This window comes from Pseudomonas sp. 06C 126 (assembly GCF_001855215.1).
GTDB lineage: Bacteria > Pseudomonadota > Gammaproteobacteria > Pseudomonadales > Pseudomonadaceae > Aquipseudomonas > Aquipseudomonas proteolytica.
The window spans coordinates 91,106-105,848 of record NZ_MIFU01000001.1; the positions used below are offsets into that span (position 1 = coordinate 91,106).

Sequence of the window (14,743 nt, forward strand, 5' to 3'; positions counted from 1 at the left end):
ATGCCCCACCTGTGAAACGCGCGATGTTGGTTTTCCTGTTATGACGCTTCCGTCCGACCTGCCCCCCGAATTCAGCCACAGCGGCGTACGCCCGGCTGATCGGCTCGGATTTACCCTATTTCTGGCAGCGCTGATTCATTTGGCGTTGATCCTCGGCCTGGGCTTCACGTTCGTCGAACCCCAGCAAATCAGCAAGACCCTGGAAATCACCCTCGCCACCTTCAAAAGTGAAAAGAAGCCCGAAAAGGCTGACTTCCTGGCCCAGGACAATCAGCAGGGCAGCGGCACCCTGGACAAAAAGGCAGTGCCCAAGACCACCGAAGTGGCGCCCTTCCAGGACAACAAGATCAATAAGGTCACGCCGCCTCCGGTGGCCAAGCCCGAGGTCAAGCAGGCCGCGCCCAAGGCCGCCGTCGCCACCATTGCGCCAAAACCCCAGAAGGCCGCGACCCAGCGCGAAGCCGTGAAGACTGAGCCTGCGCCAAGCAAACCCGCACCGACTTTCGACAGCTCGCAACTTTCCAGCGAAATCTCCAGCCTGGAGGCCGAACTGGCCAACGAGCAACAGCTGTATGCCAAACGCCCGCGCATCTACCGGCTCAACGCCGCCTCCACCATGCGCGACAAAGGCGCCTGGTATAAGGACGAATGGCGCAAGAAGGTCGAGCGCATCGGCAACCTGAACTACCCGGACGAGGCCCGGCGCCAGCAGATCTACGGCAACCTGCGCCTGCTGGTGTCGATCAACCGCGACGGCTCCTTATATGAAGTGCTGGTGCTGGAGTCGTCCGGCCAGCCCTTGCTGGACCAGGCGGCGCAACGCATCGTGCGCCTGGCCGCACCGTTCGCCCCGTTTACCGGCGACCTGAATGATATCGACCGCCTGGAAATCATCCGCACCTGGCGCTTTGCCAAGGGCGACCGCCTTTCCAGCAACTGATCAGCCCAGCGGTGCAGGAGCGAGCTTGCTCGCGAAGAACCTGAGGCCACCGCGTGCATTCTGACTGCCCGCGTTGTCGTTGACGATCTTCGCGAGCAGGCTCGCTCCTACAGCCCAAACAAACCCGCCAACCGATTTCCTACACATCCCCAGCTTGTCAGTTCGCCCCTCCAACGCCACACTAGCGGACATGAAAAATGTCAGCCCGACTTACCTCAAGCACCAATTCCTGATCGCCATGCCCCATATGGCCGACCCGAACTTTGCGCACACCTTGACCTATATCGTCGAGCACACGGCCAATGGCGCCATGGGGTTGGTGGTCAACCGCCCGCAGGACCTGAACCTGGCCGATATCCTTGAGCAACTGCGCCCGGAGATCGACCCACCCGCCAGTTGCCAGGCGGTGCCGATCTATTTCGGTGGCCCGGTGCAGACTGACCGGGGCTTTGTCCTGCACCCCAGCGGCCCGACGTTCCAGGCAACCGTCGACCTCGATGGCGTGTCCTTGTCCACCTCCCAGGACGTGCTGTTTGCCATCGCTGATGGCGCCGGCCCGCAGCAGAGCCTGATCACCCTGGGTTACGCAGGGTGGGAAGCCGGGCAACTGGAAGAAGAGTTGGCCAACAATGCCTGGCTGACGTGCCCCTTCGATGCCGACATTCTGTTCAATACCGCCAGCGAGCTGCGCCTCAATGCCGCTGCAAAGCAACTGGGGATCAACCTCAACCTGCTGACCAGCCAGGCGGGGCACGCCTGATGGCCCTGCGACTGATCCTCGGGTTTGACTACGGCACCAAGCAGATTGGCGTTGCCGTGGGCCAGGTCATCACCGGCCAGGCCCGCGAGCTGTGTACCTTGAAGGCACAAAACGGCATCCCGGACTGGAATCAGGTCGAAGCCCTGATCAAGGAGTGGAAGCCCGACGCGGTGGTGGTCGGCCTGCCGCTGAACATGGACGGCACCCCCAGCGACATGTGCTTGCGCGCCGAAAAATTCGCCCGCCGCCTCAACGGCCGCTACAACCTGCCCTTCTATACCCACGATGAGCGCCTGACGACCTTCGAGGCCAAGGGTGAGCGTCGCGACCGTGGCGGGCAGAAAGGCAGCTACCGCGACAACCCGGTCGACGCCATTGCCGCCGCCTTGCTGCTGCAGGGCTGGCTGGATGAAAACACCGCTTTATTTGAATCCTGACTGACGCGGCTTGCCGCGTCTTCTTACGTTTGAGCCCGGACTTTGCCAGCGTCACGCTGCCCGAGCCCTTGAAGGAGCCACCATGAGCCTGCCCAATCCCGCCGAACTGATCCGTCAGATGGCGACGAGCCTCACGACCCATCTGCAACACCGCGCCATCAGCGAGCCGCGTTTCATCGGTATCCGTACCGGTGGCGTGTGGGTCGCCCAGGCGTTGCTGCAAGAGCTGGGCAGTGACTCGCCCTTGGGCACCCTGGATGTGTCCTTCTACCGCGATGACTTCAGCCAGAACGGCCTGCACCCGCAAGTGCGCCCGTCTGCGCTGCCCTTTGAAATCGAAGGCCAGCACCTGGTACTGATCGATGACGTGCTGATGAGCGGGCGTACCATCCGTGCAGCCATGAACGAGCTGTTCGACTACGGCCGCCCGGCCAGTATCACCCTGGTCTGCCTGCTCGACCTCGAGGCTGGCGAACTGCCGATCAGCCCGGATGTGGTGGGTGCCACCCTGTCGCTTTCAGCCCAACAGCGGGTAAAATTGTCCGGTCCCACGCCGCTCGAACTCGAACTGCAAGACCTCGCCCTTTAAACCGCCTTGTAAAGAGTCCCCGCGATGACGCCTCTAGATGCCAAGCGCCCGCTGCAGCTCAACGCTCAGGGCCAGCTGCAACACTTCCTGTCCCTCGACGGCCTGCCCCGCGAATTGCTCACCGAAATCCTCGACACTGCCGACTCGTTCCTTGAAGTCGGCGGCCGGGCGGTGAAGAAAGTCCCGCTGCTGCGTGGCAAAACCATTTGCAACGTGTTCTTCGAGAACTCGACACGCACCCGCACCACCTTCGAGCTGGCGGCCCAACGCCTGTCAGCCGACGTGATCACCCTGAACGTCTCCACCTCGTCGGCGAGCAAGGGCGAAACCCTGCTCGACACCCTGCGCAACCTGGAGGCCATGGCGGCCGACATGTTCGTGGTGCGCCATGGCGACTCGGGCGCGGCGCACTTTATTGCCGAGCACGTGTGCCCACAGGTGGCGATCATCAACGGCGGCGATGGCCGTCACGCCCACCCGACCCAGGGCATGCTCGACATGCTCACCATCCGTCGGCACAAGGGTGGCTTCGAAAACCTCTCGGTGGCCATCGTTGGCGACATCCTGCACTCGCGGGTGGCGCGCTCGAACATGCTGGCCCTGAAAACCCTCGGCTGCCCGGATATCCGCGTGATCGCGCCGAAAACCCTGCTGCCTATCGGCATCGAGCAATACGGGGTCAAGGTCTACACCGACATGACCGAAGGCCTGAAGGACGTGGATGTGGTGATCATGCTGCGCCTGCAACGCGAGCGCATGGCCGGTGGCCTGCTGCCCAGCGAAGGCGAGTTCTACCGCCTGTTCGGCCTGACCACCGCGCGCCTGGCAGGCGCCAAGCCGGATGCGATTGTCATGCACCCTGGCCCGATCAACCGTGGGGTGGAGATTGAGTCGGCGGTGGCCGACGGCCCGCACTCGGTGATTCTCAACCAGGTCACCTACGGCATCGCGGTACGCATGGCCGTACTGTCCATGGCCATGAGCGGGCAAACTGCCCAACGTCAATTCGAGCAGGAGAAGGCCCAGTGAAGCTCAGCATTCTCGGCGCCCGAGTCATCGATCCGGCCAGCGGCCTGGATCAAGTCACCGATCTGCACCTGGAAGCCGGCAAGATCATTGCCATCGGCGCCGCCCCCAGTGGTTTCAGCCCGGTCGAGAGCATCGACGCCAAAGGCCTGGTCGCCGCGCCCGGCCTGGTAGACCTGAACGTCGCCCTGCGCGAGCCGGGCTACAGCCGCAAAGGCAGCATCGCCAGCGAAACCCGCGCCGCGGCTGCAGGCGGTGTCACTAGCCTGTGCTGCCCACCGCAAACCAAACCGGTGCTGGACACCTCGGCCGTCGCCGAGTTGATCCTCGACCGCGCCCGCGAGGCCGGCAATTGCAAAGTGTTCCCCATCGGCGCCCTGAGCAAAGGCCTGGATGGCGAGCAACTGGCCGAGCTGATTGCCCTGCGTGACGCCGGCTGCGTAGCCTTCGGCAATGGCCTGGAGAGTTTTCGCAGCACCCGCACCCTGTGCCGGGCCCTGGAATACGCCGCCACCTTCGATCTGACCGTGATCTTCCACTCCCAGGACCACGACCTGGCCGAAGGCGGCCTGGCCCACGAAGGCCCCACCGCCAGCTTCCTCGGCCTTGCGGGCATCCCGGAAACCGCAGAAACCGTGGCCCTGGCCCGTGACCTGCTGTTGGTGGAACAAAGCGGCGTACGCGCGCACTTCAGCCAACTGACCAGCGCCCGTGGCGTGGCCCTGATTGCCCAGGCCCAGGCCCGTGGCCTGCCGGTGACCGCCGATGTGGCGTTGTACCAGTTGATCCTGACGGATGAGGCGCTGATCGACTTCTCCAGCCTGTACCACGTACAACCACCACTGCGCACCCGCGCCGACCGTGATGGTTTGCGTGCGGCGGTGAAGTCGGGGGTGGTTTCGGCGATCTCCAGCCATCACCAACCCCACGAACGGGATGCCAAGCTGGCACCGTTTGGCGCCACAGAGCCTGGGATCAGCAGCGTCGAACTGCTGCTGCCGTTGGCGATGACGCTGGTGGAGGATGGTTTGCTGGACCTGCCAACGTTGCTCGCACGCCTGAGTACAGGCCCGGCGCAAGCGCTGCGCCTGCCGGCGGGCAAGCTGGCGGTGGGTTCGGCGGCGGATCTGGTGCTGTTTGATCCAGCCAGTTCCACTGTCGCCGGCGAGCACTGGTTGTCCAGGGGTGAAAACTGCCCATTCATCGGCCATAGCTTGCCGGCGAATGTACGTTACACCCTGGTGGATGGGCGGATCAGCTACCAAGCTTGATCCGATCCAAAGCGGGCACGGTCAAAATGTGGGAGCTGGCTTGCCTGCGATACAGGCACCTCGGTGTGTCAGTGACACTGAGGTGATGCAATCGCAGGCAAGCCAGCTCCCACACAAGCCCGCTCCTACAGTTCAGGACCTGCGCTTATCGACCGCCCAGCCGCTCGGCATTGCGCACCGAAATCTGCGTGTTCAGCGTCCAGAAGTCATACAGCACGCCAATCAGGAACAAGCCGCCGGTCACCAGGTACAACAGGCCGGTGAGCCATTTGCCCTGATACATGCGGTGCAAGCCAAACACCCCAAGAAACGCCAACAGAATCCAGGCCACGTTGTATTCAATGGGCCCGGCGGTAAAACGCAGGTCGGCTTCGCGGTCCATTGCCGGGATCAGAAACAGGTCGATCAACCAGCCAATGCCCAGCAAACCAAAGGTGAAGAACCAGATCGTCCCGGTCACCGGCTTGCCGTAATAGAAGCGGTGCGCCCCGGTGAATCCGAAGATCCAGAGCAGGTAACCGATCATCTTGCTGTGGGTGTCCTGTTGCGAAACGCCCTGTCGATAGGTGTTCATGAATGACCTCTTTTGCCTCGATAGATAAATATTTCTGGTTTCTTTGTGACTTTTTTACAGGCACCCGACGTACGGCAAATGATATCGTCGCTCCCCTCAAAGCCTTATGCCGCCTGACTTGTGTAGGACAATTGCGACAGTTCGTCGCGGTTTTCCTGATTTTGACGTCAAGGTTCAGTCGACAAACGGCCTGAGAAAGACACTAAAAGCTGTTATAAAGTTGCGCGCAAACCAACAAGAGCCTGCCTTATGCGACCATTTTTAAAGACATGGCTAACCATTTGCCTATTGATGCCACTGGCCGCCCACGCCACCAATCGTGAGCAACGACTTCCGAACGTTAATGGTTTCACCCCTAAAGTTCACGCCACTACCAGCTCTGCCAAATCGGTAAAACTCACCGTCAAGCGCCCGACTCAAGTGAGCAAGGCCCACGGTAAAGCAGTTTCCGGCCTGGTAGCGAGCAATAACCAGCAAAGCAGCAAAGTCCTCAGCCGTGCCGTAAACGTGCTGGGTACTCCTTATCGTTGGGGCGGCAGCAGCCCAAGTAAAGGCTTTGATTGCAGCGGCCTGGTGAAATACGCCTTCAATGATGTGGCTGCGGTGGATTTGCCACGCACCTCCAATGCAATGGCCAGTGGCCACGGGCAGAAGGTTGATCGCAAGGATTTGAAGCCCGGCGACCTATTGTTCTTCAAGCTCAAGAGCCGCCAGGTCAACCATGTAGCCATCTACCTGGGCAACGACCGTTTTATCCACGCGCCGCGCCGTGGCAAGTCGGTCAGCATCGACACCCTGAAAAAGCCGTTCTGGAACAAGAACTACGTGATTGCCAAGCGCGTGCTGCCTAAAGAGCAGAACAACCTGCGCATTGTGCAACGCTGACATTGAATGGGAATGCAGGCTGGCATGGGAGCTGGCTTGTGTGGGAGCTGGCTTGCCTGCGATTGCATCACCTCAGTGTGAATGACACACCGAGCTGCCTTTATCGCAGGCAAGCCAGCTCCCACAGGTCATAACTCTGCGGGCACCCGTGCCTGCTCCCGGGCCTCTTCGCGGCTGACCAGCCCCTGACTCACCAGCCCCTTCAAGCTCATATCCAACGTCTTCATCCCCAACGCCCCACCCGTCTGGATCGCCGAGTACAACTGCGCCACCTTGTCCTCGCGGATCAGGTTACGGATCGCCGGTGTACCGAGCATGATTTCATGGGCCGCCACGCGCCCGCCGCCGACTTTTTTCAGCAACACCTGGGAAACCACCGCCTGCAGCGACTCCGAGAGCATCGAGCGGACCATGGCCTTTTCCCCCGCGGGGAACACATCCACCAGCCGGTCCACGGTCTTTGCCGCCGAACTGGTGTGCAGGGTGCCAAACACCAGGTGCCCGGTTTCAGCCGCCGTCAGGGCCAGGCGGATGGTTTCCAGGTCGCGCAACTCGCCGACCAGGATCACATCCGGGTCTTCGCGCAGCGCAGAACGCAGGGCGGCGGAGAAACTGTGGGTATCGCGATGCACCTGGCGCTGGCTGATCAGCGCCGTGCGCGGTTCATGGACAAATTCGATAGGGTCTTCAAGGGTCAGGATGTGTTGCTGACGGGTGTTGTTGAGGTAATCGATCATCGCCGCCAGGGTGGTGGACTTGCCCGAGCCCGTGGCCCCGGTCACCAGCACCAACCCCCTGGGCAGTTCGGCGATGCGCCGGAACACGTCGCCCAGCCCCAGGCTTTCCAGGCCCTGTACCCGGGAGGGAATCGCGCGAAACACCGCGCCCATCCCTCGGTGCTGCTGGAACACATTGGCGCGAAAGCGCGCCACACCGGGCAACTCGAAGGAAAAATCCGTTTCAAGAGATGTTTCGAAATCCTTTTGCTGGTGTTTATTCATGATCGGGCTGAGTAAGTCCGCTACTTGCGTAGCACTCAATGGGGGCCAGTCGAGTGGCACAACCTCGCCATCGACTCGCATCCTCGGCGCCAACCCTGCCGACAGATGCAGGTCGGAGGCGCCCCGGCTGACGCTGGCGGTCAGCAGTTCAGTGATGTCCATAGGGCTATCCATTTCCAGTAGAATGCCGCGGACTCCATATCCACGGGCGCAACTTGAATGTCGACCATAGCAGACAATATTGGCCTGGTTAGTCAGCGGATCCGTGCTGCGGCCCAGGCCGTGCAGCGCGATGAATCCAGCGTGCATTTGCTGGCGGTCAGCAAGACCAAGCCCGCGCAAGCCGTGCGCGAAGCCTATGCCGCCGGGATGCATGACTTCGGTGAAAACTACTTGCAGGAAGCCCTCGGCAAACAAGCCGAATTAACCGACCTGCCCTTGAGTTGGCACTTCATCGGCCCCATTCAATCGAACAAGACGCGCGCTATCGCCGAGAACTTCGCTTGGGTGCATTCCGTGGACCGCCTGAAAATCGCCCAACGGCTGTCGGAGCAACGCCCGGCCGACCTGCCGCCGCTCAATATCTGCGTTCAGGTCAATGTCAGTGGCGAAGCCAGCAAGTCCGGCTGTACACCCGCCGACTTGCCAGCGCTGGCCGAGGCGATCCAGGCCCTGCCGCGCTTGAAGCTGCGTGGCCTGATGGCGATCCCCGAGCCCACCGACGACCGTGCCCAGCAAGATGCGGCGTTTGCGAAGGTGCGTGACTTGCAAGCGAGCCTGAACCTGGGGCTCGACACACTTTCCATGGGCATGAGCCATGACCTTGAGTCGGCCATTGCCCAAGGGGCCACGTGGGTGCGGATCGGTACCGCCCTGTTTGGTGCCCGCGACTACGGCCAGCCGTGAAATGGCTGACTTCCATCTGAGTAAGGACCTGTCATGAGCAGCACGCGTATAGCCTTTATCGGCGCCGGTAACATGGCGGCCAGCCTGATCGGCGGCCTGCGGGCCAAGGGCCTGGACGCTTCGCAGATTCGCGCCAGCGATCCGGGCGCCGAGACCCGCGCCCGGGTGAGCGCCGAGCACGGTATCGAAACCTTTGCCGACAACGCCGAAGCCATCCAGGGCGTCGACGTGATTGTGCTGGCGGTCAAGCCACAGGCCATGAAAGCCGTGTGCGAAGCGTTGCGCCCAAGCCTGGCACCGCAACAACTGGTGGTGTCGATTGCCGCCGGCATCAATTGCGCCAGCATGAACAACTGGCTCGGCGCCCAGCCCATCGTACGTTGCATGCCCAACACGCCATCACTGCTGCGCCAAGGCGTCAGCGGCCTGTACGCCACCACCCAAGTGAGCGCCGAGCAACGTGACCAGGCCCAGGAGCTGTTGTCGGCCGTGGGTGTGGCCCTGTGGCTGGACGAAGAACAGCAACTGGACGCCGTCACCGCTGTGTCCGGCAGTGGCCCGGCGTATTTCTTCCTGCTGGTCGAAGCCATGACCGCGGCTGGCGTGAAGCTGGGCCTGCCACGGGAAATCGCCGAGCAACTGACTCAGCAAACCGCCCTCGGCGCTGCACATATGGTGGTGTCCAGCGATGTGGACGCGGCCGAGCTGCGTCGTCGCGTGACCTCGCCCAATGGCACCACGCAGGCTGCCATCGAATCGTTCCAGGCCGGGGGCTTTGAAGCCCTGGTCGAAAAAGCACTGGGTGCCGCCGCGCACCGCTCGGCCGAACTGGCCGAACAACTGGGTCAATAAGGAGCCAATATGATTGGTTTGAACACCGCAGCCGTCTACGTGCTGCAAACCCTCGGCAGCCTGTATCTGCTGATCGTACTGTTGCGTTTTGTCCTGCAACTGGTACGCGCCAACTTCTATAACCCGCTCTGCCAATTCGCCGTGAAGGCCACCCAGCCGCTGCTCAAGCCCTTGCGCCGGGTGATCCCGAGCCTGTTCGGCCTGGACATGTCGTCGCTGGTCCTGGCGATCCTGGTCCAACTGGCGCTGATGGCCCTGACGCTCCTGCTGACCTACGGCACCACCGGCAACTTCCTGCAACTGCTGGTCTGGGCCTTGATCGGCGTGACCGCGCTGTTCCTGAAGATTTTCTTCTTCGCCCTGATCATCAGCGTGATCCTGTCCTGGGTCGCACCGGGCAGCCATAACCCTGGCGCCGAGCTGGTCAACCAGATCTGCGAGCCGGCCCTGGCGCCGTTCCGCAAGATCCTGCCGAACCTGGGCGGCCTGGATATCTCGCCGATCCTCGCGTTCATGGTGCTCAAGCTCCTGGACATGCTGGTGATCAACAACCTGGCGGCGATGACCATGATGCCGGACATCCTGCGCCTGCTGATCTGACCTTTGCAGGAGCCGGCTTGCCGGCGATGGCACCCGCGAAAACGCCATCGCCGGCAAGCTGGCTCCCACAGAAACAAGCCGTCATCAGCCAGGACAAGGTTCGCTTGCCGCTGGCCCCCCCGCTCTTTAGACTTACGCCTCATTTAAACGAGAGCAGGGTCGATGCCAGCTGCCTTCCCCCCCGATTCTGTTGGACTGGTCGTGCCCCAAGTGGCGCACTTCAGCGAACCCCTGGCCCTGGCCTGCGGTCGATCGCTGCCGGCCTATGACCTGATCTATGAAACCTACGGCCAGCTGAACGCCACGACGAGCAATGCCGTGCTGATCTGCCACGCCCTTTCTGGCCATCACCACGCCGCCGGCTACCACAGCGCCGACGAGCGCAAGCCCGGCTGGTGGGACAGTTGCATCGGCCCCGGCAAGCCCATCGACACCAATAAGTTCTTTGTGGTCAGCCTGAACAACCTCGGCGGCTGCAACGGCTCCACCGGCCCCAGCAGCCTCAACCCGGAGACCGGCAAGCCGTTCGGCGCCGACTTCCCGGTGCTGACCGTGGAAGACTGGGTGCACAGCCAGGCGCGCCTGGCCGACCTGCTCGGCATAAGCCAATGGGCAGCGGTGATCGGCGGCAGCCTGGGCGGCATGCAGGCGCTGCAATGGACCATCACTTACCCCGACCGCGTGCGCCATTGCCTGGCCATCGCCTCGGCCCCCAAGTTGTCGGCGCAGAACATCGCGTTCAACGAAGTGGCGCGCCAGGCAATCCTCACCGACCCCGAGTTCCACGGTGGTTCGTTCCAGGAAGCCGGGGTGATCCCCAAGCGCGGCTTGATGCTGGCGCGGATGGTCGGGCATATCACCTACCTGTCGGATGACTCCATGGGCGAGAAATTCGGCCGCGGGCTCAAGAGCGAGAAGCTCAACTACGACTTCCACAGCGTCGAATTCCAGGTCGAAAGCTACCTGCGTTACCAGGGCGAGGAGTTCTCCGGGCGTTTCGACGCCAACACCTACCTGCTGATGACCAAGGCCCTGGACTACTTCGACCCGGCGGCAAACTTTGATGACGACCTGGCGAAGACCTTCGAGGGTGCCACCGCCAAGTTCTGCGTGATGTCGTTCACCACCGACTGGCGCTTCTCCCCGGCCCGCTCGCGGGAACTGGTGGATGCGCTGATGGCCGCCCGCAAAGACGTGTGCTACCTGGAGATCGATGCACCGCAAGGCCACGACGCCTTCCTGATCCCGATCCCGCGCTACCTGCAGGCGTTCAGCAACTACATGAACCGCATTACATTGTGAGAAAGCCATGAGAGCCGACCTGGAAATCATCCAAGACTGGATCCCCGCCGGCAGCCGCGTGCTCGACCTGGGTTGCGGCGATGGCGAACTGCTGAGCTGGCTGCGCGACAACAAGCAAGTCACCGGCTATGGCCTGGAAAACGACCCGGACAACATCGCCCAGTGTGTGGCCAAGGGCATCAACGTGATCGAGCAGGACCTGGACAAGGGCCTGGGCAACTTTGCCAGCAACAGCTTCGATATCGTGGTGATGACCCAGGCCCTGCAGGCCGTGCACTACCCGGATCGGATTCTCGACGAGATGTTGCGCGTCGGCCGCCAATGCATCATCACCTTCCCCAATTTCGGCCACTGGCGCTGCCGCTGGTACCTGGCCACCAAGGGCCGGATGCCGGTATCGGATTTCCTGCCGTACACCTGGTACAACACGCCGAACATTCACTTCTGCACCTTCGAAGATTTCGAGGCGTTGTGCAGTGGGCGTGAAGCCAAGGTCATCAACCGCCTGGCCGTCGATCAACAGCATCGCCACGGCTGGGCGAGTAAGCTATGGCCTAATCTTTTGGGTGAAATCGGAATTTACAGGGTCAGCAGTCCTGGCCTGACCGATCATCAGATTGCCGTCTAACCATTTTCGAGGAGGACGATCATGAGTCGCCTGGCTATTTTTCTACTCACCGCCTGCCTTGGCGCCAGCGCCATGGCCGCCGGCCCTATCGACAGTAACCGGCAGAAGGCGTTTGGTGATATCACCGTGCACTACAGCACCTTCACCTCCAGCTTCCTGCAACCCGAGACGGCCCAGGCCGTGGGCGTGGTGCGCAGCAAGAACAAGGGCATGATCAACGTCTCGGTGATCAAGGGCGTGGAGCCTGTGGCCGCGCAAGTGACCGGCACGATCAAGGACTTGACCGGCAAGAGTGAAATGCTGACGTTCAAGCAGATCACCGAAAAAGGCGCGATCTACTACCTCGCCCCCTACTCGGTGCCGCAGCAGGAATTCCGCACCTTTACCATCAATGTTGAAACCGGCGGCAAGGCCCACGGTTTCAGTTTCACCCAAGAACTGTTCCCGGCCGAATAATGAACCTGACACAACTCGTACTGGCCAGCCACAACGCCGGCAAACTCAAGGAACTCCAGGCCATGCTCGGCGAATCGGTGCAATTGCGCTCGATTGGCGAGTTCAGCCAGGTGGAACCTGAAGAAACCGGCCTGTCGTTCGTCGAAAACGCCATCCTCAAGGCCCGCAATGCCGCGCGCATTTCCGGCCTGCCGGCACTGGCCGACGATTCTGGCCTGGCCGTGGACTTCCTCGGCGGCGCACCTGGCATCTATTCGGCGCGGTATGCCGACGGCAAAGGCGACGCGGCGAACAATGCCAAGTTGCTGGACGCGCTCAAGGACGTACCGGACGCGATGCGTGGCGCGCAGTTCGTGTGCGTGCTGGCCCTGGTGCGGCATGCCGATGACCCGCTGCCGATTCTCTGCGAAGGCCTGTGGCACGGGCGCATCCTGCATGCCGCCAGTGGCGAGCATGGGTTTGGCTATGACCCACTGTTCTGGGTGCCGGAGCGCAATGTCTCCAGCGCCGAACTGAGCCCGGCCGACAAGAACCAGATCAGCCACCGCGCCCGCGCAATGGCTTTGCTGCGCCAGCGTCTGGGCTTGAAATGACCCAGAACACCTCCGCGCAGCCACTGATCCTCGGTGGCGCGCAAACACCTCGGGCGGCCCTGCCAGTGCTGCCGCCCCTGGCGCTGTACATCCACATCCCGTGGTGCGTGCGTAAATGCCCCTATTGCGACTTCAACTCCCACACCGCCAGCAAGGTGCTGCCGGAACAAGAGTATGTCGATGCGTTGCTGACGGACCTGGATCAGGATCTGCACGCGGTGTATGGCCGCGAGTTGAGCTCGATCTTCTTTGGCGGCGGCACGCCTAGCCTGTTCAGTGCTGCGGCGCTGGGCCGATTGCTGGAGGGCGTGGAGCAACGCATACCGTTTGCCCGCGACATCGAGATCACCCTGGAAGCCAACCCCGGCACCTTCGAGCAAGAGAAGTTCGTCGCCTACCGCAAGCTGGGGATCAATCGCCTGTCCATCGGCATCCAGAGTTTCCAGCAGGAAAAGCTCAAGGCCCTGGGCCGCATTCACAACGGCGACGAAGCCGTGCGCGCCGCCGGCATGGCGCGCCAGGCCGGGTTCGATAACTTCAACCTGGACCTGATGCACGGTTTGCCCGATCAATCCCTGGACGATGCCTTGAGCGACCTGCGCCAGGCCATCGCCCTCAAGCCGACCCACCTGTCGTGGTACCAACTGACCCTGGAACCCAACACAGTGTTCTGGAACCAGCCGCCGACGCTGCCGGAAGACGACACCCTGTGGGATATCCAGGAAGCCGGCCAAGCCCTGCTCGCCGCCCACGGATACGCCCAGTACGAAGTTTCGGCCTATGCCCAGCCGGGTCGCCCCGCACGGCATAACCTCAACTACTGGAGCTTTGGCGACTTTATTGGCATCGGTGCCGGCGCCCACGGCAAGCTCAGCCATCCTGACGGGCGCATCGTGCGCACCTGGAAGACTCGCGCACCAAAGGACTACCTCAACCCGGCCAAAAGCTTTCAGGCAGGCATGAAAGAGCTGACCAACGAAGAGTTGCCTTTCGAGTTCCTGATGAACGCCCTGCGCCTTACCGACGGCGTTGAAGCCAGGCTTTACGCCGAACGCACGGGCCTGGACCTGGCCAGCCTGGATGAGGCCCGACGCGAGGCAGAACAAAGTGGCTTATTGCAGGTCGAACCGTCACGCCTGGCGGCCACCGACCGTGGGCAACTCTTTCTCAATGACCTGCTGCAGAAGTTTTTGAGCTGATCGCTCTAAGGAAATCGAATGGATCTGGTACTCGACCTGCTTGCCACCGTATCCCGCTGGAGCCGCAGTAACCTGTCAGAAATATCCCTGGCGCTTGTCGGCTGCTTGCTGGTGCTGTTCGGTGCCGACATCAAGGGCTGGGTCGAAGCGCGCCTGGGCAACATCGCCGGCGCCTTGCGCGTACCGTTGATGGCCCTGCTGTGCATGATCGGCAGCGGTGCCGCGCTGATCTACGCCACGCCGTGGATTGTGCGGGGGTTGAGCCAGTTCAATAACTACAGTTTGGCGCCGGTGTTGCTGGTGGTGCTGGTGTTGATTGGCGTGGTTGCCGACCGCCGCTGACTAAAAGCCCACCACCAAAAAACTGTAGGAGCGAGCTTGCTCGCGAAGAACGTCAACGATAACGCCGAGCTATCAGGTAGCCCGCGTCGCCTGTCCGTTTTTCGCGAGCAAGCTCGCTCCTACAGTTGATCGCATTTCAGTCTTCTAGCTGGTCAAGCCAGCTTTTCGAACTTCAAATCCCATGCTGGTGATCGGGCACTCGGCCGGGACTGACCAAACCCCCAACACCAAAAAACTGTAGGAGCGAGCTTGCTCGCGAAGAACGTCAACGATAACGCCGAGCTATCAGGTAGCCCGCGTCGCCTCTCCGTTTTTCGCGAGCAAGCTCGCTCCTACAGTTGATCGCATTTCAGTCTTCTAGCTGATCAAGCCAGTTTTTCGA

18 protein-coding genes are annotated in these 14,743 nt (G+C 61.8%); 16 read left to right on the forward strand and 2 right to left on the reverse strand.

Annotation, left to right across the window (positions count from 1 at the left end; genetic code table 11):
- Nucleotides 1-40 precede the first annotated feature (40 nt).
- From BHC62_RS00415 to BHC62_RS00445, 6 genes are all read left to right on the forward strand, one after another.
- Nucleotides 41-940: an energy transducer TonB gene (locus tag BHC62_RS00415; RefSeq protein WP_029300459.1), complete on the forward strand. Its 900-nt coding sequence runs from the start codon at nt 41-43 to the stop codon at nt 938-940.
- A 190-nt stretch (nt 941-1,130) separates the two neighbouring features.
- Nucleotides 1,131-1,700 (forward strand): YqgE/AlgH family protein, encoded by a 570-nt coding sequence (locus BHC62_RS00425; RefSeq protein WP_029300463.1) that lies wholly within the window; start codon nt 1,131-1,133, stop codon nt 1,698-1,700.
- A complete protein-coding gene (gene ruvX, locus BHC62_RS00430; RefSeq protein ID WP_005792259.1) occupies nt 1,700-2,137 on the forward strand; it encodes a Holliday junction resolvase RuvX in 438 nt (145 codons plus the stop codon). Before BHC62_RS00425 ends, ruvX begins: the two co-directional genes overlap by 1 nt.
- A gap of 82 nt (nt 2,138-2,219) precedes the next feature.
- Nucleotides 2,220-2,726: a bifunctional pyr operon transcriptional regulator/uracil phosphoribosyltransferase PyrR gene (gene pyrR, locus BHC62_RS00435; RefSeq protein ID WP_029300467.1), complete on the forward strand. Its 507-nt coding sequence runs from the start codon at nt 2,220-2,222 to the stop codon at nt 2,724-2,726.
- Between the two features lie 24 nt (nt 2,727-2,750).
- Entirely contained in the window at nt 2,751-3,755 is a 1,005-nt protein-coding gene (locus BHC62_RS00440; protein ID WP_029300469.1) for an aspartate carbamoyltransferase catalytic subunit, read from the forward strand.
- Complete coding sequence (locus tag BHC62_RS00445) at nt 3,752-5,023, forward strand: dihydroorotase (RefSeq protein ID WP_070993974.1); 1,272 nt, start codon at nt 3,752-3,754, stop codon at nt 5,021-5,023. The genes BHC62_RS00440 and BHC62_RS00445 overlap by 4 nt, the downstream gene beginning before the upstream one ends.
- Nucleotides 5,024-5,168: 145 nt before the next feature.
- Here the strand turns inward: BHC62_RS00445 and BHC62_RS00450 are convergent, their stop codons facing one another.
- Entirely contained in the window at nt 5,169-5,597 is a 429-nt protein-coding gene (locus tag BHC62_RS00450; RefSeq protein WP_029300473.1) for a TM2 domain-containing protein, read from the reverse strand.
- 249 nt (nt 5,598-5,846) lie between these two features.
- Here BHC62_RS00450 and BHC62_RS00455 point away from each other — a divergent pair, with 249 nt between their 5' ends.
- The gene (locus BHC62_RS00455) at nt 5,847-6,482 is read left to right on the forward strand and encodes a C40 family peptidase (RefSeq protein ID WP_029300475.1); all 636 of its coding nucleotides are present in this window, start codon (nt 5,847-5,849) and stop codon (nt 6,480-6,482) included.
- Nucleotides 6,483-6,610: 128 nt separating this feature from the next.
- On the opposite strand, the gene BHC62_RS00460 is transcribed toward BHC62_RS00455, so the two are convergent.
- The gene (locus BHC62_RS00460) at nt 6,611-7,645 is read right to left on the reverse strand and encodes a type IV pilus twitching motility protein PilT (RefSeq protein WP_070993975.1); all 1,035 of its coding nucleotides are present in this window, start codon (nt 7,643-7,645) and stop codon (nt 6,611-6,613) included.
- Nucleotides 7,646-7,702: 57 nt separating this feature from the next.
- Here BHC62_RS00460 and BHC62_RS00465 point away from each other — a divergent pair, with 57 nt between their 5' ends.
- The 9 genes from BHC62_RS00465 to BHC62_RS00505 all read left to right on the forward strand — a co-directional run bounded on the left by BHC62_RS00465 (nt 7,703) and on the right by BHC62_RS00505 (nt 14,361).
- On the forward strand, nt 7,703-8,389 hold the full coding sequence (locus tag BHC62_RS00465) for a YggS family pyridoxal phosphate-dependent enzyme (protein WP_029300479.1): 687 nt from the start codon (nt 7,703-7,705) through the stop codon (nt 8,387-8,389).
- 33 nt (nt 8,390-8,422) lie between these two features.
- Entirely contained in the window at nt 8,423-9,241 is an 819-nt protein-coding gene (gene proC, locus BHC62_RS00470; protein WP_070993976.1) for a pyrroline-5-carboxylate reductase, read from the forward strand.
- A 9-nt stretch (nt 9,242-9,250) separates the two neighbouring features.
- On the forward strand, nt 9,251-9,841 hold the full coding sequence (locus tag BHC62_RS00475; protein ID WP_029300481.1) for a YggT family protein: 591 nt from the start codon (nt 9,251-9,253) through the stop codon (nt 9,839-9,841).
- Nucleotides 9,842-10,003: 162 nt separating this feature from the next.
- Nucleotides 10,004-11,143 carry a homoserine O-acetyltransferase gene (locus tag BHC62_RS00480; RefSeq protein ID WP_070993977.1) on the forward strand — a complete coding sequence of 380 codons (1,140 nt, stop codon included), beginning with the start codon at nt 10,004-10,006 and terminating at the stop codon, nt 11,141-11,143.
- 7 nt (nt 11,144-11,150) lie between these two features.
- Entirely contained in the window at nt 11,151-11,771 is a 621-nt protein-coding gene (metW, locus tag BHC62_RS00485; protein WP_029300485.1) for a methionine biosynthesis protein MetW, read from the forward strand.
- Nucleotides 11,772-11,792: 21 nt separating this feature from the next.
- Nucleotides 11,793-12,227, forward strand: a complete 435-nt coding sequence (locus BHC62_RS00490) for a DUF4426 domain-containing protein (RefSeq protein WP_029300487.1) — start codon at nt 11,793-11,795, stop codon at nt 12,225-12,227.
- Nucleotides 12,224-12,820 carry an RdgB/HAM1 family non-canonical purine NTP pyrophosphatase gene (gene rdgB / locus BHC62_RS00495; protein WP_029300489.1) on the forward strand — a complete coding sequence of 199 codons (597 nt, stop codon included), beginning with the start codon at nt 12,224-12,226 and terminating at the stop codon, nt 12,818-12,820. Before BHC62_RS00490 ends, rdgB begins: the two co-directional genes overlap by 4 nt.
- The gene (gene hemW / locus BHC62_RS00500) at nt 12,817-14,019 is read left to right on the forward strand and encodes a radical SAM family heme chaperone HemW (protein ID WP_070993978.1); all 1,203 of its coding nucleotides are present in this window, start codon (nt 12,817-12,819) and stop codon (nt 14,017-14,019) included. Before rdgB ends, hemW begins: the two co-directional genes overlap by 4 nt.
- Before the next feature lie 18 nt (nt 14,020-14,037).
- Nucleotides 14,038-14,361, forward strand: a complete 324-nt coding sequence (locus tag BHC62_RS00505; protein ID WP_029300493.1) for a DUF3392 domain-containing protein — start codon at nt 14,038-14,040, stop codon at nt 14,359-14,361.
- The last annotated feature ends 382 nt before the right edge of the window (nt 14,362-14,743 follow it).